Genomic DNA, 23,354 nt, shown 5'->3' with positions numbered 1-23,354 from the left:
GGACCGTGAGGGGGAAACAGTGTCGACGGTCGAGGTGGGGGACGTGCGCGCGCCCGCGTGGCGCGGTGGCTTCGGACGGCTGTGGAGCGCGGCCGTGCTGTCCAGCTTCGGAGACGCGCTGCGTACGGCCGCGCTGCCCCTGCTGGCCGTCACCCTGACCGACGATCCGCTGCTCGTGGCCTCCGTCACGGCCTGCGGCTATCTGCCCTGGATCGTCTTCGGACTGCTCGGCGGGGCCGTCGCCGACCGCGTGGACCAGCGGCGCGCCATGTGGACGGTCGACGCGCTGCGCGGCCTGCTGGTCGCCGCTTTCGCGGTGGCCGTCGCGCTCGGTCACGCCTCGATCGGCCTGCTGATCGTGCTGGCCTTCGCGCTGACCGCGCTTCAGACCCTCTTCGACAACGCCGCCACGGCGCTGCTGCCCGCCCTGGTCGACCGGGGCGCCCTCGGTAGCGCCAACGCCCGACTGATGACCGGACAGCGCGTCGCCGGCGGCCTGCTGGGCGGCCCTGTCGTGCCGCTGCTCCTGGTGGCCGGGACCGCCGTCCCCTTCGCGGCCGACGCCGTGACCTTCCTGGCGGCCGCGGCGCTGGTGGCCTCCCTGCGCACGCCGCCGCCCGAGCGGAAACCGCGACCGGCGGGCAGCACCCTGCGCCGGGAGATCGCCGAGGGGCTGCGCACCCTGGTCCACGACCGGGCGCTGCGTGCCCTGTGCACCGCCACCGCCCTGTGCAACATCGGCATGGGCGCCCTCGTCGCCACCCTCGTCGTCCTGGTGACCGGCTGGCTGGACGCCGGCAACGCGGGATACGCGGCGGCCATGACCGCGTACACCGTCGGCAGCCTGGCCGGGGGAGCGCTGGGCGGCCGGCTCGTCGACCGGGTCGGCCGGATGCGTGCGGTGCTGGTCGCCGGGGTGGTGCAGACCGGGACGCTCGTCGTCATGGGGGCCGTGCGCAGCCTGGCCGTGCTCGTCGCCGCGCTGGCCGTGTTCGGGTTCATGGGGATGGTGTGGAACGTCAACACCACGACGCTGATGCAGCAGCGCAGCCCCACCGGGGTGCTGGGCCGGGTCAGCTCCGCGTTCCGGACGCTCGCCGTCGCGGGCGCGCCCGTGGGCGCGTTGCTGGGCGGAGCCGTCGCCTCCGTCTGGGGCGACAACACCCCGGCACTGCTCGCCGCGGTTTTCTTCGCCCTGTCCGTCACCGCGCTGATACCCGCGCGCCGGCCGGACGTACCTGTTGTTGCGCCGGAGGACGGAGCGACGACAGTTCACGGCAACCGCTGATCCAATAGGTTGGGACCGGCAGCGGGGCAGGTACGCAGCAGCACAGGCAAGGAAGAAGGCTGAAGTCCGAGATGAACGCAGACGGCCGTACCAGGCTCAACCAGACGTCCGAGTGGACGGCACTGGCCAAGCACCGCGAGGAGCTGGGCGACGTCCAGTTGCGCGAGCTGTTCGCCGCCGACTCCGGCCGCGGCTCCGGCTACACCCTCCGGGTCGGCGACCTGTACGTCGACTACTCCAAGCACCTCGTCACCGACGACACCCTGCGGCTGCTGCGGGAACTGGCCGCAGCCACCGACGTGTTCGGGCTGCGCGACGCGATGTTCCGCGGCGAGAGGATCAACACCACCGAGGACCGCGCCGTGTTGCACACCGCTCTGCGGGCGCCGCGGGACGCGGTGGTCGAGGTCGACGGCGAGAACGTCGTCCCGAGGGTGCACGCCGTGCTCGACAAGATGACCGAGTTCGCGGACCGGGTCCGCTCCGGCGAGTGGACCGGCCACACCGGCAAGCGGATCCGGAACATCGTCAACATCGGCATCGGCGGCTCCGACCTCGGGCCCGCGATGGCGTACGAGGTGCTGCGCGCATACACGGACCGCTCGATGACGTTCCGCTTCGTGTCGAACGTGGACGGTTCCGACCTGCACGAGGCGGTGCGGGATCTGGACCCGGCGCAGACGCTGTTCATCGTCGCCTCCAAGACCTTCACCACCATCGAGACGGTCACCAACGCCACCTCCGCACGCGGCTGGCTGCTGGAGGCCCTCGGCGACGACGCCGCCGTCGCCAAGCACTTCGTCGCCCTGTCGACGAACGCCGAGAAGGTCGCCGCGTTCGGCATCGACACGGCCAACATGTTCGAGTTCTGGGATTGGGTCGGCGGCCGCTACTCGTACGACTCCGCGATCGGCCTGTCCCTGATGATCGCCATCGGCCCGGACCGGTTCCGGGAGATGCTGGACGGGTTCCGCATCGTCGACGAGCACTTCCGCACCGCGCCCGCCGAGGCCAACGTGCCGCTGCTGCTGGGCCTGTTGGGCATCTGGTACGGCAACTTCCACGACGCCCAGTCGCACGCGGTGCTGCCGTACAGCCACTACCTGTCCAAGTTCACCGCCTACCTCCAGCAGCTCGACATGGAGTCCAACGGCAAGTACGTCGGCCGGGACGGGCGTGAGGTGGAGTGGCAGACCGGGCCGGTGGTGTGGGGCACGCCCGGCACCAACGGGCAGCACGCCTACTACCAGCTCATCCACCAGGGCACCAAGCTGATCCCGGCGGACTTCATCGGCTTCGCCCGGCCGGTCGCCGAGCTGAGCGACGAGCTCAAGGCGCAGCACGACCTGCTGATGGCCAACTTCTTCGCCCAGACGCAGGCGCTCGCCTTCGGCAAGACCCCGGATGAGGTCCGGGCCGAGGGCGTCCCGGAGGAGCTGGTGCCGCACAAGACGTTCCGGGGCAACCACCCGACGACCACCATCCTGGCGCCCGAGCTGACGCCTTCGGTCCTGGGCCAGCTGGTCGCCCTCTACGAGCACAAGGTGTTCGTGCAGGGCGCGGTCTGGAACATCGACTCCTTCGACCAGTGGGGCGTCGAGCTGGGCAAGGTCCTCGCCAAGCGGGTCGAGCCCGCGCTGACCGAGGGCGCCGAGGTCGAAGGCCTGGACGCCTCCACGAAGGCTCTGGTGGCGGCCTACAGGGAGCTGCGCGGCCGGGAGTGACGGCTCTTGCGGACAGCGGACGCGGACGGCGGGGCGCCGTCCGCGTCCCGTAGACTCCGGGCGATCATGACAGCGAGTGCTCGGGGGAGCGCGAAGTGGCACGCACACGCGGAAGTTGGACGGGCGGCACTCTGACGGCCCGGTCCCTGTTGAAGCCCCAGGACGTGGCTCGGGCCGTGTTCCACCCCGCGTGGATACCCCAGCCGCTCGACCCGTCCGTGGAGCGGCTCAAGAAGTTCCGGGTCATCGCCGGGGCGGTCGCGTCCCTCGGCGTCTACACCTTCATCGAGGGCGGCTTCGATCTCACGGAGCTGCTGGAGAACGCGATGACCGCCTCGGTCGTCCTGCTCTTCCTCACACCGCTGACCGTCGGGGCGATGCTCTACGTCTGGCGGCGCACCGGCACCGTCGGGCAGTTGCGGGTGCCGCTCCTCAACTCCCTCAAGCTGCTCCTGCTGTTCGTGGGTTGTGTCGCCGCCCTGCTGGTGCTGGTGCGGACGACGAACGCGACGGGGAATCCGATCGTGATCATCGGGGTCGGCATGACGATGATGTGGATGCTGGTCTTCACGGCGTACGGAGCGGTGCGGGTCTCCGGGAACTTCTTCGGCACGGCTGCCGTGCACCGCTGTCTGCCGCCGCTGCTCGCCGTGGTGACCAGCTGGCTGATGGCCGTCCCGGACCTGGTCACCGGTGATCTGCACGGGCTCAGCCTCACGCTGGGCATCGTCTTCATCCTGGGCGCTCCGGTGACGGTCACCGCGATCGCGTTGCTGGAGATGGGACGGCTGAGGCGGCGGTACGGGATCCGGCTGAAGGCACACCCGGCGACCCTGGCTCCGACCCCCGGGCCCGTCCCGCCGACGGCCCCGCCCGTTCCGCCGGGGATGCCCCCGGCGGGGCAGCCGTACCTGCCGCCGCAGGGGAATCCGTACAACAATCCGTACAGCCACCCGTACGGCAACCCCTACGCGCCCAACCCGCAGCCGCCGTACAGCCCGCACCCGCAGCCGCCGTACAGCCCGCACCCGCAGCCGCCGTACAACCCGCAGCGGCCCTACGGCGGTTGACCGGGGAAGCCGCCGAAGCCGAGGTCAGGCGACCGCGCTCAGCGTGTCCGCGAGGCGGCGGCGGGCCGCCCGGGTCGCGGGTACGGCCGCCAGTGCCGCCGCGCACAGCACCGCCGAAGCGCCGAGCAGCAGCATGAGCAGGGCGGAAGGGCCCTGTGCGATGCCCGCGCCGATACCGCTCCATCTGCCCTGCGCGTCGATCAGCCAGTGGGCGAGGGGCAGGCCCAGTGCCGTGGCGGCCAGGACGGCAGCCAGAGCCGTACAGCCGGTGGCCGTGACCGTGATCGCTGTGATCTGCCGGGGAGACAGGCCGATCGCCTTCAGCGCCAGCAGGTCCCGTTCGCTCTCGCGGACGGTGCCACCGATCGCGGTCAGCAGCTCGATGAGCCCGATCAGGGCGAGGACGGCGATCAGCCCGGCGACGACGGCGCGCAGCGGGGAGAGACCGTCGGCCGGGTTGGTCACGGTGTGCACGTCCAGGTGCCCGCGTCCGGCCGTGGCCAGCCGGTCGGCCACGTCCCGGGGCTCGGCACCGGGGTCCAGGCGCAGCTCGTAGAGGGTCGGTCGGAGCCCGGGGTCGTTCGCGCGGAGGGTGTCGAGGGACGTGGAGATGACCCGGCCGGCGTTCTCCGGCTCGATGCTTCGGCCCACGATGTGCAGGATCTGCGGCTGGTCCCCGACGGTCATCCGCACCCAGTCGCCGACGCGCACGTTCAGCAGGTCGAGCAGCCCCTGCCCGGCCACGGCCTCGTCGGCGCCGCGGGCCGGGCGCCCCTCGGCGAGGGTGTACGGGTAGGGGTCCTGGTCGGTACCGAGGCCGCGCAGGGCGATGGTCGCCGTCTGGCCCGGGACCAGGGCGGCCGTCTCGACGCCGGGGTAGGCGGCGGCCACCTCCGGGTCGCGTTCCAGCAGCGCTCGGGTCTGCCGCTCGCCGAGGCCGGCGTCGGCGCGGACGCTGAGCGCGGTCGGCAGGCCGATCTGCTCGGGCCTGCTGTGGAAGCGGTCGATGGTCGTCCACGCGCTCATCGCCACCACGATCAGCAGCAGCGGCAGCGTGAGACGGGCGACGGTGGCGAGCGAGCGGGGGCGGCGGGTGAAGGCCTTGTGCCAGCCCAGCACCAGGGCGGGCGGAACGCGCGCGCCGAGGGCTCGGCGTGCCGTGCCGGAGAGCCGGCCGGTCCGGGGAGCCGCGGGCGGCAGCCCGAGGAGCCGGCGCGCGCCGCTCGCCGGCCGTCCACCGTGCGCAGCCGTCACGGGCCGCCGCCCGAGCATCCGGCCCGTCGCCGCGGACCACCGCCCGCCCCGCGGCGCGGCGGGCCGCTGGACCGGGACCGGGACCGGGACCGGTGGCACCCGTCCGGCCCGCCACGCGGCCAGACCGGTGGTGGCGCCGATGAACAGCACCGCGCCGACCGGTATCACCACCAGCGCCAGGGTGTGCCCGGGCAGCCCCTGCCACACGCCGACCGCGTCGCCGAGCCGCCCCGGGATGCGGCTGCCCAGCACTTCGGCGAGTCCGGCGGCGGCCACGGCGCCCAGCAGGGCGTAGGCGAGGTGCTGGAGCAGGAAGACACGGACCACCTGGCCGGGGGTGAAGCCGATCGCCTTCAGCACGGAGAGATCCCGCAGATGGCCGCGGATGCGGGTGCTGATCGCCCCGTGCACGGCGAGCCCGGCGGCGACCAGCGCGCCCAGCCCGAACAGGCCCAGTACCTGGCCGAGGAGCCGGTTGTCGCCCTGGGCCTCGGCACGCGCCTGCTGCCAGGTGGACACCTCCCCGATGGCTCCGGCCCCCAGTACGGTCACGGCACGCTGGACGACGTAGGACGTGTCGCCGGGATCCGTCAGACGCAGTCCGATCACCTGGCCGCCGGGGTCCGCCACGGCCGACGGCAGCGCCCACACCAGGCCCGGCTGCTCACCGGGCCGGTAGCGCGGTTCGGCGCTGTCGGCGAGGCCGACGACGGTCAGCCGCCGGGCGGTGCCGGGCACGGTGAGGGTGTCGCCGGGCTCCGCCAGCAGCGCGCGGGCGAGGCGGCTTTCCAGGACCACACCGTTCGGGGTGGCACGGTCCAGCCAGTGACCGGAGACGATCGGCGGGCGGTCGACGGACGGCCGTTCCGGGGTACCGCGCAGCTCCACGGCGGCGCGGCTGCCGCGCGAGGCGACCGTGGTGGCGGCGGTGGGGTAGGGGCCGGCGACGGAGTCGACGCCGTCCAGCCCGGCCAGCTCACCGGTGTCGGCCGCGGTGTCGGTGTGCAGCCACACGTGCGCGCCGTGCGACTGCGTGAACACGCGCTGCCAGGGATTGGTGGCGTACCCGAACAGGGCCGTGGCCAGCAGCAGTGAGGCGACGATGCCGGCGGTGGCGAGGACGAGGAACAACGCCTCACCGCGGTGTGTGCGCAGATCGGAGTGCGCCCAGCGCAGGGTGGCTCGCACGGGCCTCAGTCCTTCGGCCCGCGGCGGGCGCGGTGGTCGTACACCCGCATGTCAGTCCTTGAGTTCCAGTACGCCCGAGATGCCGGGCCGGCGCGGGGGTGTGCCGCCGTCGAGTTCCGCGTCGTCGGCGATCCGTCCGTCGAAGAAGCTGATCACCCGGTCCGCGGCACTCGCCAGCCGCGCGTCATGGGTGACCAGGAGGATCGTCTGGCCGCGCTGGTGGAAACGGGACAGCAGCCGCATCACCTCGCGGGTGCCCTTGCTGTCCAGGCTGCCCGCCGGCTCGTCGGCCAGCAGCAGCGGAGGGTGGTTGACCAGGGCCCGGGCGAGGGCGACCCGCTGCTGCTCGCCGCCGGACAGCTCGCCCGGCATGCTGCGCTCCTTGCCCGTCAGGCCCAGCTCGGCCAGCAACTGCTCCCGCTCGGCCCGCGCCTGCTTCGGCGATGTCCCGGCCAGCAGGGCGGGCAGCTCCACGTTGTCGGCGACGGACAGGTTGGACACCAGGTTGAAGAACTGGAAGACGATCCCGATCCGCTTGCGCCGCTCCACCGCCCAGCGGGCCTCGCCGTAGGTGTCCGTGCACTCGCCGGCGAGCCAGATGCTGCCCGAGTCCGGCCGCTGGAGGCCGCCGAGCAGATGCAGCAGCGTCGACTTCCCGGCGCCGGACGGGCCGGTGATCGCCACGAACTCGCCGGGCCGTACGCACAGATCGACCCCGCGCACGGCATGGGCGGGCGCGCCCTCGCCGTGGTGTGTCTTCACCAGTCGCTCGGCGCGCAGCACAGGAGTGGGACGGTCGTCGCTCACTCCGACTCCTCCAGCTCTTCCTGGCACCGTTCCAGCCAGTCGAGGTCGGCTTGCAGGTGCAGCATCGCGCCCTCTATCAGCAGGTGGGCGATGCGGTTGTCGCGGTCTTCGGCGGCGGCCAGCCGGGACAGCTGCCGCATGGTGTTCAGGTACTGACGCCGCTGCTGGTTGATCAGGGAGATCTGGTCGGCGAGCCCCGTCTGCGGAGCGAGCGCCAGCTTCATGAAGAACTCGTCCCGTACCCGCGGCTCGTCCTCGGGCTCCTCGAACCAGACGCGCAGCGCCTCGCGCCCGGCTTCGGTGAGGTGGTAGACCTTTTTGTTGGGTCGGCTGGACTGCGTCACGTCCTCGCCCTCGATCAGTCCCGACTTCTCGAGGCGGCCGAGGGTCACATAGATCTGGCCGACATTCGGCTGAGGGTACGCGGAGCCCAGCAGTTGCTCAAGGTCCTGCTTGAGCTCGTAGCCGTGGGCGGGGCCGCGGGCGAGGAGTGCCAGGAGGGGCAGGCGCACGCGTGCAGTCCTCCTGTCCGGTCCAATGTGCTCCAGGCCCTAGTATCGCCCATACCTAACAGGTATACATGGCCTCGGATTCCGGGCAAGGGTGCCCGTCGCCGGTGTACAGGGAGGAACCTATGCGGTGGATCCATGCCGCGGGTAGGGGCCTCCTCGTTCTCATCGTGGTTCTGACCGGCTACGTCGCCGCCGGAGCAGAGGCCGGCGAGCCCGCGCGGGGCGGCCGCGGCCCGCTCACCCTCGCCACCGCCGGAGACCTCACCGGCTACCTCGGCCCCCTGCTGGAAGGCTGGAACCGCACCCACCCCGGCGAGAAAGTCACCCTCGTCGAGCTGCCCGACTCGGCCGACGAGACCCAGGCGCAGATGGTCACCGACCTGCGCGACGGCGACCGCAGCCGGTTCGACGTGCTCAACATCGACGTCAACTGGACCCCGGAGTTCGCCGCGGCCGGCTGGATCCGGCCCCTGCCGCGCGACCGCTTCCCCCTGAAGAGCTTCCTCCCGCCGGTCGTGGACACGGCGACCTACGACGGGCAGCTCTACGCCGTCCCGTACGTCACCAACGCGGGCCTGCTCCTCTACCGCAAGGACGTCCTCGCCGAGGAGGGCGTCCCGCCGCCGCGCACCTGGGCGGAGCTGGAGCGGTACGCGAAGACCCTCGCGCCGAAGCACGGCCTCGACGGTTACGCCGGGCAGTTCCTGCCGTACGAGGGCCTCACCGTCAACGCGGCCGAGGCCGTCTACTCGGCGGGCGGCTCGATCCTCGGCGACGAGGGGGAGCGCGTCACCGTCGACTCGGCGGCGGCCCGCGAGGGCATCGGGTTCCTGGCCCGCGGCGTGCGCGAGGGCTGGATCCCGAAGGAAGCGTTGACCTACAAGGAGGAGGAGTCCAAGCAGGCCTTCCAGGACGGCCGACTGCTCTTCCTGCGGAACTGGCCGTACGCGTACGTCGGCGCCTCCGCGCAGGGCTCGAAGGTCGCCGGGAAGGTGGGCGCGGTACCGCTGCCGGGGCCGGACGGGCCCGGGAAGAGCGTCCTCGGCGGCTCCAATCTCGCCGTCAGCACCCACACCCGGCATCCCGACTCGGCCGCCCGTCTGCTCGCCTATCTCACCGGTGAGAACGTCCAGCGCCAGGTCCTCACGCGCGGCGCGCTGCCGCCCGTACGCGCCGATCTCTACCAGGACCCGGCGCTCATCCGCAGGTTCCCCTACCTGCCGACCCTGCGCGAGAGCGTGCTCTCCGCCGAGCCGCGCCCCAAGAGCCCGCGCTACGACCAGGTCAGCCTGGTCGTGCAGGCGGTCGTGCACGACGCGATGGCGGGGCACGAGACGCCCTCGGCCGCGGTGCGGCGGCTGGCGCGCGAGCTCGCCGCGGTCTCCCGTCGCTAGCTCTGCGACAGATCCTTCTAGTTACTTGTTAAGTAACGCCGACGTCTCATCTCGGTGCGAGATGCCCCGGTAAGTCCGTATTTCAGCACCCAACCTGCCACGAGACTCTGTGCTTTTCATTGACACCCTCTCGACACGCCTACTTAACATGCATGCATAACCGCTGCCCTCCTCAGAGACAGGTCGATGGGTTGAACAGGCACCACTGGTGGCGTGACGCAGTGATCTATCAGGTGTACGTCCGCAGCTTCCTGGACAGCACCGGCGACGGCATCGGCGATCTCGCCGGCGTCCGGGCCGGACTGCCCTACCTGAAGAAGCTCGGCGTCGACGGGATCTGGCTGAGCCCCTTCTATCCCTCGCCGCAGCACGACCACGGCTACGACGTGGCCGACTACTGCGACGTCGACCCGCTCTTCGGCGACCTCGCCGAGTTCGACCTGCTCGTGGGCGCCGCGCGCCGGCTCGGCGTCAAGGTGCTGCTCGACATCGTCCCGAACCACTGCTCCAGCGAGCACCCCTGGTTCCGCGAGGCTCTCGCCGCGGCTCCCGGCAGCGAGGCCCGCGCCCGCTTCCACTTCGCCGACGGCCGCGGCCCGGACGGTGACGAGCCGCCCAACAACTGGCACGCGATGTTCGGAGGACCGGCGTGGAGCCGGGTGACCGAGGCGGACGGGCGACCCGGCCAGTGGTACCTGCACATGTTCACGCCCGAGCAGCCCGACTGGAACTGGCGTGACCCGGAGGTCGTCGCCGAGTTCGACCGGGTGCTGCGGTTCTGGCTGGACCGGGGTGTCGACGGCTTCCGCATCGACGTCGCCGCCGGGCTCTTCAAGCACCCGGAACTGCCCGACTCCGACGACCCGGAGGCCGACGCCCGCACCCGCGACTCGGTCAACCCGCTCGCCTGGAACCAGCCCGAGGTGCACGACGTGTGGCGGCGCTGGCGCTCCATATGCGAGGAGTACACCGAGCGCGACGGCGGCGAACGCCTGCTCGTCGGCGAGGTCTCCGTCCCGACCGCCCGCGAGCACGCGCGGTACGTCCGCCCGGACGAGCTCCACCAGGCCTTCTTCTTCGACCTGCTCAGCGCCCCCTGGGACCCCGACGCCTTCCGGAAGGTCATCTCGGAGGCCATGCAGGACATCGCCGGGACCGGCTCGACGGTCACGTGGGTCCTCAACAACCACGACCAGGTCCGCACCGTCACGCGCTACGGCGAACCGGCCACCGAGGGCAGTGGACTGGGCGCCGCCCGTGCCCGCGCCGCCGCTCTGCTGATGCTGGCCCTGCCCGGAGCCGCCTACATCTACCAGGGCGAGGAGCTCGGCCTGCCCGAGGTCGTGGACCTGCCCGACGACGTGCTCACCGACCCGATCTTCCACCGCACCGGCAGCCGGGCCCGCATCCGCGACGGGTGCCGCGTGCCGCTGCCCTGGTCGGGGCAGGCGTCGCCGTTCGGCTTCACCCCCGGTGCGGAGAGCGCCAAGCCGTGGCTGCCACAGCCCGAGTACTTCGCCGAGTACGCCACCGACCGCGCCCTCGCCGACACCCGCTCCTTCTGGCACCTGTACCGCGACGGCCTCCAACTGCGTAGCACCCTCCCCCAGTTGGGCGAGGGCACGCTGCGCTGGCTGGACGCCCCGCCCGGCGTCCTGGCCTTCGCCCGCGGCGACGACCTGGTGTGCGCCGTCAACTTCGGCACGGCCCCCACACCCGCGCCGGTCTCCGGCACCCCCCTGCTCGCCAGCGGCCCCTGCCCCGCCGGGGTACTGCCCGGCTCCACGGCCGCCTGGTGGATCAGTTCCTGAACTCCCCGCAAGTCAACTCCCCGAAGGGACATCAACGATGATGCGACGACGTACCACCCTGCTCACCGGCTGCACCGCCCTCGTCCTGGCACTCGGCGCGACCGCCTGCGGCGGCGGCCCCGTCTCGGCCGGCGGCGGCGACAAGGCGCTCAGCGGCAAGACGGTCACCGTGGCCGGCGTCTGGTCCGGCACCGAGCAGAAGAACTTCCAGAAGGTGCTGGACGCCTTCACCGAGAAGACCGGCGCCAAGACGCAGTTCACGTCCACCGGCGACAACGTCTCCACCGTCGTCGGCAGCAAGATCGAGGGCGGCAACGCCCCCGACGTCGTGATGGTCCCGCAGGTCGGCGTGCTCAAGCAGTTCGCCGGCAAGGGCTGGCTGAAGCCGCTGTCGAAGAAGACCGAGCAGTCCGTGGACGCGGGGTACGCCCCCGTGTGGAAGAAGTACGGCAGCGTCGACGGCACCCTCTACGGCCTGTACTTCAAGGCCGCGCACAAGTCGACCGTCTGGTACAGCCCCGACGCCCTCACCCAGGCCGGCGTCAAGCCGCCGAAGTCGTACGACGAGATGCTGAAGGCCGGGCAGACCGTGTCCGACTCCGGGCTCGCCGCGTTCTCCGTCGCCGGGCAGGACGGCTGGACCCTCACCGACTGGTTCGAGAACGTCTACCTCTCCCAGGCCGGACCCGAGAAGTACGACGCCCTCGCCGCCCACAAGCTGAAGTGGACCGACGCGTCGGTCGTCGAGGCCCTCACCACGCTCGGCAAGCTCTTCAAGGACAAGCAGCTCATCGCGGGCGGCCAGAAGGGCGCCCTGAACACCGACTTCCCCGGCTCGGTGGAGAAGGTCTTCGGACCCGAGCCCGAGGCCGGCATGGTCTACGAGGGCGACTTCGTCGCCGGCGTCGCCAAGGACCAGTTCGGCAAGACGGTCGGGAAGGACGCGAACTTCTTCCCGTTCCCGGCGGTCGCCGGCGGCGAGGCCCCCGTGGTCAGCGGCGGTGACGCGGCCGTCGTCCTCAAGGACGGCAAGAACCAGAAGGCCGCCCAGGCCCTCCTGGAGTACCTGGCCACCCCCGAGGCCGCGGCCGTGTGGGCCGAGGCCGGCGGCTTCCTCTCCCCGAACAAGGAACTCGACCTCGCCAAGTACGGCGACGACGTCACCCGCGCCACCGCCAAGTCCCTCGTGAAGGCCGGGGACACGGTCCGCTTCGACATGTCCGACCAGGCGCCCGCGGCCTTCGGCGGCACGAAGGGCACCGGCGAGTGGAAGCTGCTCCAGGACTTCCTGCGCGACCCGTCCGACCCGAAGGGCACCGCGGCGAAGCTGGAGGCCGCGGCGGCCAAGGCGTACCAGGACTGATACGTCATGACAGCGACCCTCGTGAAAGAGACGAGCCCCCCGCCGCCCGGCACGGTCGCCGACCGCACCCGGCGCCTGCGCCGGCGCGGGAAGGTCGTCGCCCTGCTGTTCGTGCTGCCCGCGCTGCTGCTGCTCGGCGCGCTCGTCGTCTACCCCGTGCTGTTCAGCATCGGCCGCAGCTTCTTCGACGCCTCCGGAACGACCTTCGTGGGCGGCGACAACTACGCCGAGATGTTCCGCGACCCGGCGACCCTCAACGCCGTGCGCAACACGGCCATCTGGGTCGTCGTGGCACCGGCGCTGCTGACCGGCCTCGGGCTGATCCTCGCCGTGCTGGTCGAGAAGGTCCGCTGGGCCACGGCCTTCAAGCTGCTCCTCTTCATGCCGATGGCGGTCTCCTTCCTCGCCGCCGGCATCATCTTCCGGCTCGCCTACGACGAGGACCCCGACAAGGGCGTGCTCAACGCCGCGGTGGTCTCCGTCCACGACGCGTTCGAGGGCTCGTCGTCCTACCCGACGGCCCGGGCGCGTGACGGGCAGGGACTGACGAAGGCGAAGGACGGGTCGTACCGCACCAGCCAGAGCGTGTCGCCGGGGAACGCGGTGGCGCTCGGCCTGGTGGGGGTGCTGCCCGACGACCTGCCGGGCGGCACGAAGCCCGCGTTCGCGGCGGCGGGACAGCAGGCCGCCCCGGACGAGCTGCGCGGCGTGGTCTACCTGGACTTCACCCCCGGTGGGGGAGGGGAGCAGGGCAAGGTCGACCGGAAGGAGAGCGGACTGCCGGAGATGAAGGTCGAGGCGGTGCGCGACGGCAAGGCGGTCGCCACGGCGACCACCGCGTCCGACGGCTCCTTCCGCTTCGAGGGCCTCGAACCGGGCTCCTACGCCGTGCGGTTGCCGTCGTCCAACTTCGCGCCGCCCTACGAGGGCGTCTCCTGGCTCGGACCGGCGCTCGTCACCCCGGCGATCATCGGCGCCTACCTGTGGATCTGGACCGGCTTCGCCATGGTGCTGATCGGGGCAGGGCTGTCGACGCTGCCGCGGGACGCGCTGGAGGCCGCGCGGATGGACGGCGCGAACGAGTGGCAGATCTTCCGGCGGATCACGGTGCCGCTGCTGGCACCGGTACTGACGGTCGTCTTCGTGACCTTGGTGATCAACGTCATGAAGGTCTTCGACCTCGTCTACATCATCGCGCCCGGGCCGGTGCAGGAGGACGCGACCGTGCTCGCGACGCAGATGTGGCTGGTGTCGTTCGGCGGCGGCAACAACCAGGGCCTCGGCAGCGCGCTCGGTGTGCTGCTCCTGCTGCTGGTCGTCCCGGCCATGGTGTTCAACGTCCGCCGTTTCCGAAGGAGTCAGCGATGAACGCGGTCCGCCGCGGATTGGGCAACGGGGTCGTCCAGGCCTTCCTCGTGGTGGTCGGCCTGGTGTGGATGACGCCGCTGGCAGGGCTGTTCCTCTCCTCGCTGCGGTCCGCCGAGGACACGGCGGAGGGCGGCTGGTGGACGGTGTTCTCCAGCCCCGGGCAGCTGTCCTTCGACAACTACTCGGAGCTGCTGGGGAACTCCGGGATCACGCAGGCGTTCTGGAACACGGTGCTGATATCGGTACCGACGACGGTGCTGGTCGTGGTGATCGCGGCGCTCGCGGGCTATGCCTTCGCATGGCTGGACTTCCCCGGGCGCGAGGCGATCTTCCTCCTGGTGGTCGCGCTGCTGGTGGTGCCCGTGCAGATCGGGCTGCTGCCCGTCGCCAAGCTCTTCGGGCAGTTGGGGCTGTTCGGCACGATCCCGGGTGTCGTGCTGTTCCACGTGGCCTACGGCCTGCCGTTCGCGGTGTTCCTGCTCCGGAACTACTTCTCCGAGATGCCCAAGGAGATGCTGGAGGCCGCGCGGATGGACGGGGGCAGTGAGTGGCGCATCTTCACGCGGCTCGTGCTGCCCGTGGGGAGGCCCGCGATCGCCTCCCTGGCCATCTTCCAGTTCCTGTGGGTGTGGAACGACATGCTGGTGGCGTTGCTCTTCGCGGACAGTTCCTCGCAGCCGTTGACGGTGGAACTCCAGTCGCAGATCCGGCAGTTCGGCAGCAACATCGATGTCCTGGCCCCGGGGGCGTTCCTGTCCCTGGTCGTCCCTGTCGTCGTGTTCTTCGCGTTCCAGAAGCACTTCGTGCAGGGTGTGATGGCGGGGTCGGTCAAGTAGCGGTGGGACGGGCACGTGTCGCGGGAGCGTCTCCGGGCCGACCTGACGGCCTTCACCGCGCGCGTGCTGGGCGGGAGTTGAGACCTCCCGCGGGTCCGGAAAACGCCGGAGCGGCCGGAGGCCCCTGCGGTCAGGGGCTCCAGCCGCTCCGGTGACGCGACCGCTCGGCGTGCGCGAAGGTCACGCCAAAGCCGGTGGGTACATCGATCGCGGCAGTTGTGAGGCCGCCGCCCCGTCCAGCAGCCACAGCGTCCGGCTGCGCCCGTACGCGCCCGCCGCCGGAGCCTGCACCTCACCCGCTCCCGAGAGCGCGATCGCCACCGCCTGGGCCTTGTCCTCACCCGCGGCCAGCAACCACACCTCACGGGCCGCGCGGATCGCCGGCAGCGTCAGCGTCACCCGGGTAGGGGGCGGCTTCGGCGCACCGTGGACACCGACGACCGTACGGTCCGTCTCGCGCACCGCCGGCAACTCCGGGAACAGCGAGGCGACATGCGTGTCCGGCCCGACCCCGAGCATCAGGACGTCGAACGTCGGCACGGGCCCGTGGTTCTCCGGGCCCGCCGCCCCCGCCAGCTCCTCCGCGTACGCGGCGGCCGCCGCGTCCACGTCGTCACCGTGGGGACCGTCCGACGCCGGCATCGCGTGCACCCGCTTCGGATCGAGCGGCACCGAGTCCAGCAGAGCCTCCCGCGCCTGCGTGACGTTGCGCTCCGGGTCGCCCTCGGGGAGGAAACGCTCGTCGCCCCACCAGAGGTCCAGCCGGGCCCAGTCGACGGCGTCCCGAGCCGGGGCGGCCGCCAGCGCGGCCAGCAGGCCGTTGCCGTTGCGCCCACCCGTCAGGACCACGGACGCCGAGCCCCGGGAGGCCTGTGCGTCCACGATCCTGGTGATCAGCCGGGCCGCCGCGGCCTGAGCCATCAGCTCCTTGTCGCGGTGGACCACCAGCTGCGGTGCCGTACTCACTTCGTCGTCGCCTTCCGTACCGGCTCCAGCTCGGGCGCTTCCGCCTTCACCGGTGCCTGCGCCGTCGCTTCCGCAGCGGGTGCTTTCGCAGCCCTTTCGACCGGCGCGGGGAGGGCGAGTCGCCCTGTCCCGTCACTTTTGGGCTCACCCCGCTCTCCTTTGGCCACCGACTCCTCCGACACCCTCGGCAGCGGAGCCGACCAGGAGGACTTCAGCCGGTCCACGCCGTACCGCAGCGCCGACGCGTACGTGTCGTCCGGGTCCAGCCGCCGCAGCTCCTCCGCTATCAGCTCGGCCGTGTCCCGGCGCTTGAGCGCCACTCCGCGGTCCGGCTGTCCGTCGATGGACAGGGTGGCCAGGGAGCCGTCCGCGCGGTCCAGGGTGATCGGGCCGCAGTTGGTGTCCATGCGGACCGCCGTCAGACCGGGGCCGCCGGACAGCGACCGCTTCACGGGGACGTCCAGCCGGTCCGCGAGCCACATCGCCAGCAGCTCACAGCTCGGATTGAACTCCTCGCCCTCCACCTCGACGGCCCTGACCTCGCAGGCGACCTGGTCGAGCGCCGCCGCCAGCATCGAGCGCCAGGGCGTGATGCGGGTCCAGGACAGGTCCGTGTCGCCGGGGGTGTAGGTACCGGACCGGGTGGCCAGGTCCCGTACCGGCTGCTCGGAGGCGTACGTGTCGGTGACACGGCGCTGCGCGAGGGCGCCCAGGGGGTCCTTCGCCGGGTCGAGCGGCGCGTTCACCGGCCACCACGCCACCACCGGGGCGTCCGGCAGCAGCAGCGGCAGCACCACCGACTGCGCGTGGTCGGCCACCTCGCCGTAGAGCCGGAGCACCACCGTCTCGCCCGAGCCGGCGTCCGCACCCAGCCGGACCTCCGCGTCCAGGCGGGACTGCGTACGGTCGCGGGGCGAGCGGGAGACACGCTTGATGACCACGAGCGTGCGCGAGGGATGCTCGTGCGAGGCGTCGTTCGCCGCCTTCAGCGCGTCGTAGGCGTTCTCCTCGTCCGTCACGATGACCAGCGTGAGCACCATGCCGACCGCGGGGGTGCCGATCGCCCGGCGGCCCTGCACCAGCGCCTTGTTGATCTTGCTGGCGGTGGTGTCCGTGAGGTCTGTCTTCATGGCCGGCGCCAGCTCCGTCCGTCTCGCTCGAGCATTTCGTCCGCCTCGGCAGGCCCCCAGGTACCGGCCGGGTACTGGGCGGGCTTGCCGTTCTTGTCCCAGTACTCCTCGATCGGGTCGAGGATCTTCCAGGACAGCTCGACCTCCTCGGTGCGCGGGAAGAGGTTCGAGTCGCCGAGGAGAACGTCCAGGATGAGACGCTCGTACGCCTCCGGGCTGGACTCCGTGAAGGACTCGCCGTAGGCGAAGTCCATGGACACGTCCCGGATCTCCATCGACGTGCCGGGGACCTTGGAGCCGAAGCGGACCGTCACGCCCTCGTCCGGCTGGACGCGGATGACGATCGCGTTGGAGCCCAGCTCCTCGGTCGCGGTGGAGTCGAAGGGCGAGTGCGGGGCCCGCTGGAACACGACCGCGATCTCGGTGACGCGGCGGCCCAGGCGCTTGCCGGTGCGCAGGTAGAACGGGACGCCCGCCCAGCGGCGGTTGTCGATCTCCAGCTTGATCGCGGCGTAGGTGTCGGTCTTCGAGGACGCGTTGATGCCGTCCTCTTCCAGGTAGCCGCGCACCTTCACGCCGCCCTGCCACCCGGCCGTGTACTGGGCGCGCACGGTGTCCCGGCCCAGGTCCTTGGGCAGCTTCACCGCGCCGAGCACCTTGGTCTTCTCGGCGGCCAGCGCGTCCGCGTCGAAGGAGGAGGGCTCCTCCATGGCGGTGAGCGCCAAGAGCTGGAGCAGGTGGTTCTGGATGACGTCACGGGCGGCGCCGATGCCGTCGTAGTACCCGGCGCGGCCGCCGATGCCGATGTCCTCGGCCATGGTGATCTGCACATGGTCCACGAGGGACCGGTTCCAGATCGGCTCGAACATCGTGTTGGCGAAGCGCAGCGCCAGGATGTTCTGGACGGTCTCCTTGCCGAGGTAGTGGTCGATCCGGAAGACCTGCTCCGGGGCGAACACCTCGTGGACGACCTTGTTGAGCTCCTCGGCCGACTTCAGGTCGTGACCGAAGGGCTTCTCGATGACCGCGCGCCGCCAGGAGCCGCCCTGCTGGTCGGCGAGCTGGTGCTTCTTGAGCTGCTGGATGACCACCGGGAAGGACTTCGGCGGCACCGAGAGGTAGAAGGCGAAGTTGCCGCCCGTGCCCTGCGCCTTGTCCAGCTCCTCGATCGTGGAGCGCAGCCGCTCGAACGCGTCGTCGTCGTCGAACGTGCCCTGCACGAAGCGCATGCCCTGGATGAGCTGCTGCCAGACCTCTTCGCGAAAGGGCGTGCGGGCGTGCTCCTTGACCGCGTCGTGGACCTCTTGGGCGAAGTCCTCGTGGGCCCACTCGCGGCGGGCGAAGCCCACCAGCGAGAAGCCCGGCGGCAGCAGACCCCGGTTGGCGAGGTCGTACACGGCGGGCATGAGCTTCTTCCGGGACAGGTCGCCCGTGACGCCGAAGATGACCAGGCCCGACGGCCCCGCGATACGCGGGAGCCGTCGGTCCGCGGGGTCACGCAGCGGGTTGCTGCTCGACACCTGTTCAGCCCTCCGAGGGGGCGAGGCGCTTGAGCTCGGCCTCGGTCGACTTCAGCAGGTCGGTCCAGGAGTCCTCGAACTTCTGGACGCCCTCTTCCTCCAGCAGCCGCACCACGTCGTCGTACTTGATCCCGAGCTTCTCGACCGCGTCGAGGTCGGCGCGGGCCTGCTCGTACGTGCCGGCGATGGTGTTGCCGCGGATCTCGCCCTGCTCCTCCGTGGCGAACAGGGTCGCCTCCGGCATGGTGTTCACCGTGTTGGGCGCCACCAGTTCGTCGACGTACAGGGTGGGCTTGTACGCCTTGTCCTTGACGCCGGTGGACGCCCACAGCGGACGCTGCTTGTTGGCGCCCGCCTTCTCCAGGGCGCTCCAGCGGTCCGAGGAGAAGACCTCCTCGTACGCCTGGTAGGCCAGCCGGGCGTTGGCGACGCCGGCCTTGCCGCGCGCGGCCTTGGCCTCGTCGGTGCCCAGCGCGTCGAGCCGCTTGTCGATCTCGGTGTCCACGCGGGACACGAAGAACGATGCCACGGAGTGGATCTGCGACAGGTCCAGGCCGCGCTCCTTGGCCTTCTCCAGGCCGGTCAGGAACGCGTCCATGACCAGGCGGTAGCGCTCCAGCGAGAAGATCAGCGTGACGTTGACGCTGATGCCCAGGCCGATGGTCTCGGCGATGGCCGGGATGCCCGCCTCGGTCGCCGGGATCTTGATGAGCGTGTTGGGCCGGTCCACCAGCCAGGCGAGCTGCTTGGCCTCGGCGACCGTCGCCCGCGTGTTGTGCGCCAGGCGCGGGTCGACCTCGATCGAGACCCGGCCGTCCTGGCCGCCGGTGGCGTCGAAGACCGGGCGCAGGATGTCGGCGGCGTCACGGACGTCCGCCGTCGTGATCATGCGGATGGCCTCTTCGACGGTGACCTTGCGGGCGGCGAGGTCGGTCAGCTGCGTGTCGTAGCCGTCGCCCTGCGAGATCGCCTTCTGGAAGATCGACGGGTTGGTGGTGACGCCCACGACGTGCTGCTGGTCGATCAGCTCGGCGAGGTTGCCGGACGTGATCCGCTTGCGCGACAGGTCGTCCAGCCAGATCGCCACGCCCTCCTCGGAGAGGCGCTTGAGTGCGTCTGTCATGGAAATTCCATCTCCTACGTGTCGTATGTGAGCGTCAGCGCTGGGCTGCGGCGATCGATTCCCGCGCGGCGGCGGCCACGTTCTCGGGAGTGAAGCCGAACTCGCGGAAGAGGACCTTGCCGTCGGCCGAAGCACCGAAGTGCTCCAGGGAAACGATGCGGCCGGCGTCCCCCACGTACTTGTGCCAGGTGAGGCCGATTCCGGCCTCGACCGCGACACGGGCGCGGACGGACGGCGGCAGGACGCTGTCCCGGTACCCCTGGTCCTGCTGCTCGAACCACTCCACCGACGGCATCGAGACCACGCGCGTGGGCACGCCGGCGCCCTGGAGCTGCTCGCGTGCCTCGACGGCGACGTGCACCTCCGAGCCGGTGGCGATCAGGATGACCTCCGGCTCACCGCCGTCGGCCTCGAACAGGACGTAACCGCCCTTGGCGGCGTCCTCGTTGGGCTCGTAGGTCGGCACGCCCTGCCGGGTCAGCGCCAGACCGTGCGGCTGCCCCTTGCCGAACTCCTTCGTCCAGCGCCCCAGGATCTCGCGCCAGGCGATGGCGGTCTCGTTGGCGTCCGCCGGGCGCACGATGTTCAGGCCCGGGATCGCGCGCAGCGACGCCAGGTGCTCGACCGGCTGGTGGGTCGGGCCGTCCTCGCCGAGGCCGATGGAGTCGTGCGTCCACACGTACGTCACCGGCAGGTGCATCAGCGCCGACAGACGCACCGCGTTGCGCATGTAGTCGGAGAAGACCAGGAAGGTGCCGCCGTAGATGCGGGTGTTGCCGTGCAGCGCGATGCCGTTCATCTCCGCGGCCATCGCGTGCTCGCGGATACCGAAGTGGATCGTGCGGCCGTACGGGTCCGCCTCCGGCAGCGGGTTGTCCGCCGGGAGGAAGGAGCTGGTCTTGTCGATCGTGGTGTTGTTGGAGCCGGCCAGGTCGGCCGAGCCGCCCCACAGCTCCGGGATGACCCCGCCGAGGGCCTGCAGCACCTTGCCGGAGGCGGCACGCGTGGCCACGCCCTTGCCGACCTCGAAGACCGGGATCTTCTCCTCCCAGCCCTTGGGCAGCTCGCCCTTGGCGACGCGGTCGTACTCCGCGGCGCGCTCGGGGTTGTTGTCCCGCCACTGCTGGTACGACTTCTCCCACACCGCACGGGCCGCCTGGCCCCGCTCCAGCGCCTTGCGGGTGTGCGTGATGACCTCGTCGGAGACCTCGAAGGACTGCTCCGGGTCGAAGCCCAGGACGCGCTTGGTCGCGGCGACCTCGTCGTCGCCCAGCGCCGAGCCGTGCGCGGCCTCGGTGTTCTGCGCGTTCGGGGCCGGCCAGGCGATGATCGAGCGCATCGCGATGAACGACGGCCGGTCCGTGACGGCCTTGGCCTTCTGGATCGCCTCGTAGATCGCGGCCGGGTCCAGGTCGCCGTCGGGCTTCGGCTCCACGCGCTGCACGTGCCAGCCGTAGGCCTCGTACCGCTTGGCGGTGTCCTCGGAGACGGCCGTCTCCGTGTCGCCCTCGATCGAGATGTGGTTGTCGTCCCACAGCAGGATCAGGTTGCCGAGCTTCTGGTGGCCCGCGAGCGACGAGGCCTCGGAGGAGATGCCCTCCTGGAGGCAGCCGTCACCGGCGATGCAGTAGATGAAGTGGTCGAAGGGCGACTCGCCCTCGGCGGCCTCCGGGTCGAACAGACCACGCTCGTAGCGGGCGGCCATCGCCATGCCCACCGCGTTCGCCACACCCTGGCCGAGCGGGCCGGTCGTGGTCTCCACACCGGTCGTGTGCCCGTACTCGGGGTGGCCGGGGGTCTTCGAACCCCAGGTGCGGAAGGACTTCAGGTCGTCCAGCTCCAGGCCGAAGCCGGCCAGGTACAGCTGGGTGTAGAGGGTCAGGGACGAGTGGCCGGCGGACAGCACGAAGCGGTCACGCCCGACCCAGTCGGCGTCCGCCGGGTCGTGTCGCATCACCTTCTGGAAGAGGGTGTAGGCGGCAGGCGCCAGGCTCATCGCCGTACCCGGATGGCCGTTACCGACCTTCTGTACGGCATCGGCGGCCAGGACACGCGCGGTGTCGACGGACCGCTGGTCCAACTCGGTCCACTCGAGGTCTGTGGTGGTCGGCTTGGTGCTCACCCTGGGTCAGGGCTCCTCTCCACATGTCGGATGCCGGTGTATCGGGGCGCCCACCGGCCGCAGTCGAGCCTACCCCTGTAAGACGTGCGTTCTTTCGAGTCACTCAAGAGTGCCGGGGCTCTTCCCGATCCGCCTCCTGACTGGGCCGTATCGCATTCGACAGGTGAATACGGAGCTGCTCATCCGGGTGCTCAATCGAGCTTTTGGGCGCCCGTCGGAAGCCCCCTGTCAACACGACCCGACCCCCGCGAATGTCCGAGTCTGGGCAACGTCTAAAGTGGCGTGGTACGCGCGAGCCTTTACCGGGACTTCACACGGGTGAGGCTCGCTGGGATGTCTCTGTAGGGGTGTGCGTGACGGCCGTTGAATCCCGTCCAGCGGGTGGGGGCACCACCCATGCCCTTAAGGCTATGGGGGAGATCGGGGCGGACCAGAGCCCGGCCCACCGGCCGTTCGGGGCCCGTGTCATGGCGTTCGTGGCTCTCACCAAGCCGCGGATCATCGAGCTGCTGCTGATCACCACGGTTCCGGTGATGTTCCTGGCGCAGCAGGGTGTGCCCGACCTGACGCTGGTGCTGCTGACCTGCGTCGGCGGTTACCTGTCGGCGGGCGGCGCCAACGCGCTCAACATGTACATCGACCGCGACATCGACGCGCTGATGGACCGCACCTCGCAGCGTCCACTGGTCACCGGCATGGTCAGCCCGCGCGAGTGCCTCGCCTTCGGCATCACGCTGGCGGTCGTCTCCACCCTGCTCTTCGGCCTCACGGTCAACTGGCTCTCGGCCTGGCTCTCCCTCGGCGCGCTCCTCTTCTACGTCGTCGTCTACACGATGATCCTCAAACGCCGTACCTCGCAGAACATCGTGTGGGGCGGCATCGCCGGCTGTCTGCCCGTGCTGATCGGCTGGACCTCGGTCACCAACTCCATGTCGTGGGCGCCGGTCATCCTGTTCCTCGTCATGTTCTTCTGGACGCCGCCGCACTACTGGCCGCTCTCCATGAAGGTCAAGGAGGACTACGCGCGCGTGGGCGTGCCGATGCTGCCGGTGGTCGCCTCCAACAAGGTGGTCGCCAAGCAGATCGTGATCTACAGCTGGGTCATGGTCGCCGTCTCCCTCCTGCTGACCCCGCTCGGCTACACGGGCTGGTTCTACACGGCGGTCGCGCTGCTGGCCGGCGGCTTCTGGCTCTGGGAGGCGCACGGCCTCCAGAACCGCGCCAAGGCGGAGGTCACGGGCGCGAAGCTGAAGGAGATGCGCCTGTTCCACTGGTCGATCACCTACGTGTCGCTGCTGTTCGTGGCGGTCGCGGTCGACCCGTTCCTGCGCTGACGTACGTCACAGCGCCCTGCCCTCGCCAGTCGATCTACCCGTGAGTAGCATCCTGGTCATGGCAGACACGCAGCAGGTTGACTCGAAGGCCGAGCGCAAGGTCGCCCGGCTCGCCAAGCAGATCACCTCCTTCTCCAAGGCCCACGGCGGCGCCGAGGGCCAGGTCGCCTACCTCGGCGAACGCGGCGCCCGCATCGTCCTGGTCGGCGAGGACGGCGGCTGGGGCGACCTGGTGGCCCCGTCGTACGAGATCGCCGAGCAGGCGGTGGAGAAGTCGGGCATCACCCGCCACGACTCCTTCGACGGCGACTTCGCGGCCAAGGTGAAAACGGGCCGCTACGAGTGGTCCCGCATGGCCGGTATCCAGGTGGGCGGCCCCAAGAACGACTGACCCTCTTGGGGGCGCGGGGGGGGTATCGATGTGCGGCTCCGCCGCGTGGGCGCGACCAGCCACACGCGGTGGGCAGCCGCCCGATCACCCGCGGCCCTCTCCGGGACCGCGACCTCAAACCCGCTTCACCCGTTAGGACCTGTAGGACAACAC

At 70.8% G+C, this 23,354-nt stretch carries 18 protein-coding genes; 10 read left to right on the top strand and 8 right to left on the bottom strand.

The genetic code is table 11. The annotated features are described in order from the left end of the window. Positions 1-19: 19 nt before the first annotated feature. The 3 genes from SSQG_RS09190 to SSQG_RS09180 all read left to right on the top strand — a co-directional run bounded on the left by SSQG_RS09190 (position 20) and on the right by SSQG_RS09180 (position 4,082). On the top strand, positions 20-1,288 hold the full coding sequence (locus SSQG_RS09190) for an MFS transporter (protein ID WP_039932202.1): 1,269 nt from the start codon (positions 20-22) through the stop codon (positions 1,286-1,288). A 71-nt stretch (positions 1,289-1,359) separates the two neighbouring features. Next, the gene (gene pgi / locus SSQG_RS09185; protein WP_003989460.1) at positions 1,360-3,012 is read left to right on the top strand and encodes a glucose-6-phosphate isomerase; all 1,653 of its coding nucleotides are present in this window, start codon (positions 1,360-1,362) and stop codon (positions 3,010-3,012) included. Between the two features lie 95 nt (positions 3,013-3,107). Further along, the gene (locus SSQG_RS09180; protein ID WP_003989459.1) at positions 3,108-4,082 is read left to right on the top strand and encodes a hypothetical protein; all 975 of its coding nucleotides are present in this window, start codon (positions 3,108-3,110) and stop codon (positions 4,080-4,082) included. Between the two features lie 24 nt (positions 4,083-4,106). Here SSQG_RS09180 and SSQG_RS09175 read toward each other — a convergent pair whose 3' ends face one another. Genes SSQG_RS09175 through SSQG_RS09165 form a run of 3 tightly spaced genes read right to left on the bottom strand, consistent with a single transcriptional unit; the run spans position 4,107 to position 7,843 of the window. Beyond that, positions 4,107-6,524: an FtsX-like permease family protein gene (locus tag SSQG_RS09175; RefSeq protein WP_003989458.1), complete on the bottom strand. Its 2,418-nt coding sequence runs from the start codon at positions 6,522-6,524 to the stop codon at positions 4,107-4,109. A 51-nt stretch (positions 6,525-6,575) separates the two neighbouring features. Next, the gene (locus tag SSQG_RS09170) at positions 6,576-7,331 is read right to left on the bottom strand and encodes an ABC transporter ATP-binding protein (protein WP_039932201.1); all 756 of its coding nucleotides are present in this window, start codon (positions 7,329-7,331) and stop codon (positions 6,576-6,578) included. Then, positions 7,328-7,843 carry a PadR family transcriptional regulator gene (locus tag SSQG_RS09165; protein WP_039932200.1) on the bottom strand — a complete coding sequence of 172 codons (516 nt, stop codon included), beginning with the start codon at positions 7,841-7,843 and terminating at the stop codon, positions 7,328-7,330. The genes SSQG_RS09170 and SSQG_RS09165 overlap by 4 nt, the downstream gene beginning before the upstream one ends. A 122-nt stretch (positions 7,844-7,965) precedes the next feature. Between SSQG_RS09165 and SSQG_RS09160 the strand changes: the two genes are divergently transcribed. From SSQG_RS09160 to SSQG_RS09140, 5 genes are all read left to right on the top strand, one after another. Continuing rightward, positions 7,966-9,237 (top strand): ABC transporter substrate-binding protein, encoded by a 1,272-nt coding sequence (locus SSQG_RS09160; RefSeq protein ID WP_039932199.1) that lies wholly within the window; start codon positions 7,966-7,968, stop codon positions 9,235-9,237. A 152-nt stretch (positions 9,238-9,389) separates the two neighbouring features. Then, positions 9,390-11,048 carry a glycoside hydrolase family 13 protein gene (locus SSQG_RS09155; RefSeq protein ID WP_003989454.1) on the top strand — a complete coding sequence of 553 codons (1,659 nt, stop codon included), beginning with the start codon at positions 9,390-9,392 and terminating at the stop codon, positions 11,046-11,048. Between the two features lie 37 nt (positions 11,049-11,085). Continuing rightward, positions 11,086-12,411 carry an ABC transporter substrate-binding protein gene (locus SSQG_RS09150; protein WP_003989453.1) on the top strand — a complete coding sequence of 442 codons (1,326 nt, stop codon included), beginning with the start codon at positions 11,086-11,088 and terminating at the stop codon, positions 12,409-12,411. A gap of 6 nt (positions 12,412-12,417) precedes the next feature. Next, on the top strand, positions 12,418-13,779 hold the full coding sequence (locus tag SSQG_RS09145) for an ABC transporter permease subunit (protein WP_039932197.1): 1,362 nt from the start codon (positions 12,418-12,420) through the stop codon (positions 13,777-13,779). Then, entirely contained in the window at positions 13,776-14,615 is an 840-nt protein-coding gene (locus tag SSQG_RS09140) for a carbohydrate ABC transporter permease (RefSeq protein WP_003989451.1), read from the top strand. Before SSQG_RS09145 ends, SSQG_RS09140 begins: the two co-directional genes overlap by 4 nt. Positions 14,616-14,795: 180 nt before the next feature. Here the strand turns inward: SSQG_RS09140 and pgl are convergent, their stop codons facing one another. From pgl to tkt, 5 genes are read right to left on the bottom strand one after another with little or no spacing between them, the layout of a single operon-like run. Next, positions 14,796-15,581, bottom strand: coding sequence for a 6-phosphogluconolactonase (gene pgl, locus SSQG_RS09135; RefSeq protein ID WP_003989450.1), 786 nt, complete (start codon positions 15,579-15,581; stop codon positions 14,796-14,798). Beyond that, a complete protein-coding gene (gene opcA, locus SSQG_RS09130) occupies positions 15,578-16,711 on the bottom strand; it encodes a glucose-6-phosphate dehydrogenase assembly protein OpcA (protein ID WP_003989449.1) in 1,134 nt (377 codons plus the stop codon). The genes pgl and opcA overlap by 4 nt, the downstream gene beginning before the upstream one ends. Beyond that, positions 16,708-18,231: a glucose-6-phosphate dehydrogenase gene (gene zwf / locus SSQG_RS09125; protein ID WP_003989448.1), complete on the bottom strand. Its 1,524-nt coding sequence runs from the start codon at positions 18,229-18,231 to the stop codon at positions 16,708-16,710. Before zwf ends, opcA begins: the two co-directional genes overlap by 4 nt. 4 nt (positions 18,232-18,235) lie before the next feature. After that, a complete protein-coding gene (gene tal, locus SSQG_RS09120) occupies positions 18,236-19,354 on the bottom strand; it encodes a transaldolase (RefSeq protein WP_003989447.1) in 1,119 nt (372 codons plus the stop codon). Positions 19,355-19,388: 34 nt separating this feature from the next. Further along, positions 19,389-21,476 (bottom strand): transketolase, encoded by a 2,088-nt coding sequence (gene tkt / locus SSQG_RS09115; protein ID WP_003989446.1) that lies wholly within the window; start codon positions 21,474-21,476, stop codon positions 19,389-19,391. A gap of 347 nt (positions 21,477-21,823) precedes the next feature. On the opposite strand from tkt, the gene SSQG_RS09110 reads away from it, so the two are divergent. Next, positions 21,824-22,810, top strand: coding sequence for a heme o synthase (locus tag SSQG_RS09110; RefSeq protein ID WP_039932196.1), 987 nt, complete (start codon positions 21,824-21,826; stop codon positions 22,808-22,810). Positions 22,811-22,868: 58 nt separating this feature from the next. Continuing rightward, positions 22,869-23,201 carry a hypothetical protein gene (locus tag SSQG_RS09105; protein ID WP_039932195.1) on the top strand — a complete coding sequence of 111 codons (333 nt, stop codon included), beginning with the start codon at positions 22,869-22,871 and terminating at the stop codon, positions 23,199-23,201. The last annotated feature ends 153 nt before the right edge of the window (positions 23,202-23,354 follow it).

Source organism: Streptomyces viridochromogenes DSM 40736, assembly GCF_000158955.1.
GTDB lineage: Bacteria > Actinomycetota > Actinomycetes > Streptomycetales > Streptomycetaceae > Streptomyces > Streptomyces venetus.
This window is presented reverse-complemented; position numbering and strand designations above follow the sequence as displayed.

Coding starts and splice junctions, on each gene's coding strand:
- pgi (WP_003989460.1), top strand. CDS start 1,360: ATGAACGCAGACGGCCGTACCAGGCTCAACCAGACGTCCGAGTGGACG.
- SSQG_RS09160 (WP_039932199.1), top strand. CDS start 7,966: ATGCGGTGGATCCATGCCGCGGGTAGGGGCCTCCTCGTTCTCATCGTG.
- SSQG_RS09155 (WP_003989454.1), top strand. CDS start 9,390: ATGCATAACCGCTGCCCTCCTCAGAGACAGGTCGATGGGTTGAACAGG.
- SSQG_RS09150 (WP_003989453.1), top strand. CDS start 11,086: ATGATGCGACGACGTACCACCCTGCTCACCGGCTGCACCGCCCTCGTC.
- SSQG_RS09145 (WP_039932197.1), top strand. CDS start 12,418: ATGACAGCGACCCTCGTGAAAGAGACGAGCCCCCCGCCGCCCGGCACG.
- SSQG_RS09140 (WP_003989451.1), top strand. CDS start 13,776: ATGAACGCGGTCCGCCGCGGATTGGGCAACGGGGTCGTCCAGGCCTTC.
- opcA (WP_003989449.1), bottom strand. CDS start 16,711: ATGAAGACAGACCTCACGGACACCACCGCCAGCAAGATCAACAAGGCG.
- tal (WP_003989447.1), bottom strand. CDS start 19,354: ATGACAGACGCACTCAAGCGCCTCTCCGAGGAGGGCGTGGCGATCTGG.
- SSQG_RS09105 (WP_039932195.1), top strand. CDS start 22,869: ATGGCAGACACGCAGCAGGTTGACTCGAAGGCCGAGCGCAAGGTCGCC.